The 1,155-nt window shown below is 49.4% G+C and carries 2 protein-coding genes and 1 pseudogene; all 3 read right to left on the bottom strand.

What is annotated here, in order from left to right; genetic code table 11:
• Positions 1–143 precede the first annotated feature (143 nt).
• A pseudogene (locus tag QZ506_RS14925) lies at positions 144–404 on the bottom strand (GNAT family N-acetyltransferase); the annotation flags it as partial.
• A 192-nt stretch (positions 405–596) separates the two neighbouring features.
• Positions 597–767 (bottom strand): hypothetical protein, encoded by a 171-nt coding sequence (locus QZ506_RS14930; protein WP_291972098.1) that lies wholly within the window; start codon positions 765–767, stop codon positions 597–599.
• Between the two features lie 206 nt (positions 768–973).
• Positions 974–1,155, bottom strand: a 182-nt coding sequence (locus QZ506_RS14935) for an IS1 family transposase (RefSeq protein WP_291972099.1), incomplete at its 5' end; no start/stop codon positions are given.

The raw sequence follows: 1,155 nt of genomic DNA on the forward strand, positions 1-1,155 counted from the left end.
AAATGTGCTGCGGGCGTACGCCGATGGCCACTTTACTCGATGGAAAACGGATCTGGGCAGAAAAGAATCTGAACCAGATGTAATCTGACAGACACCTGTATAAATAATCGGTAACTGTCAGATCAGGTCTAAGCTAGTACAAATGAACCGATAGGATGGCTGGCGGCCAGCACTACTGGCCCTTGGCTAGGGATGTTTTCTAAATCCCCTTCCACCATTTCACAACTGAAATTGAAATAGTCCAGAATTTGCTCGACAAGGTCCAAGCCTTTCAAATGAGGGTAACGTTTGGCGAATTGCTGCATTTCGCGCTCGAATAGCAGTGCGCGGAGAAGATAACGTTGCCAGGACGGCGTTTGACGGTGTGGTACAAGGTCTTGCAGGATGGCATCTACGCCGAACATACTCGAGTCTCCCGTGACACTTCGAGGCCGAATTAAGCGATCGAAGTGACACATTTATGTCAACACAAAAATAATCTTGTCCCCGCCACCTGTTAATTTGCATCGGTGTGTGCTGCACTCCTGCGCCTTCTTTCTACAACGCGAAGTATTTACGCAGATAGCGGGTCGTGTATTCAATGAGTTGATGCTACATCAACTCATTGAATACACGACCACAAAAGGCAACAGAGATAGCGTCCAATGGGAGACAGCCTGAGTATCACCTTGCAACACGCCAGCATCGATCAAACGCGTTGTCAGCGTAGGCAGTGCCAGCAAGCGCGCGCTACCATAATCATTCAAGGCCTCGACTGCCACCAGCATGGCACCCATTCCGATAACCGAGCGCACCAGCGGGAAAGACAAACGCCAGAGTACCTGGCGCGGCGTCAGTTTGAGTAGCTGCGCGGCCTGTAACCAGTGCGGAGGTTAGGATTCCAGCGCACGACGCACGGGCAGATAAACATAAGGGTAAAAGGCCAGCGGTAAGCACAAGGCCCAGGTCGTGTATTCAATGGGTTGATGTAGCATCAAACGTAGTACTCGCGTTCGATGTAAGTACCGATGATCCTATCGTGCATTTCGGATGATTTTGAATATCCCAGCGTCTTACGATTGAGCCGTTTCAATCGGTTACACAGTGTCAGATTTTCACGCTCAATACGCTGTGTATACAGCTTGCTAACAATGTGTTTTGCTTTTGGAAGTTCGT

The sequence above is a fragment of the Candidatus Symbiopectobacterium sp. genome (assembly GCF_020054415.1).
Taxonomy (GTDB): Bacteria; Pseudomonadota; Gammaproteobacteria; order Enterobacterales; family Enterobacteriaceae; genus Symbiopectobacterium.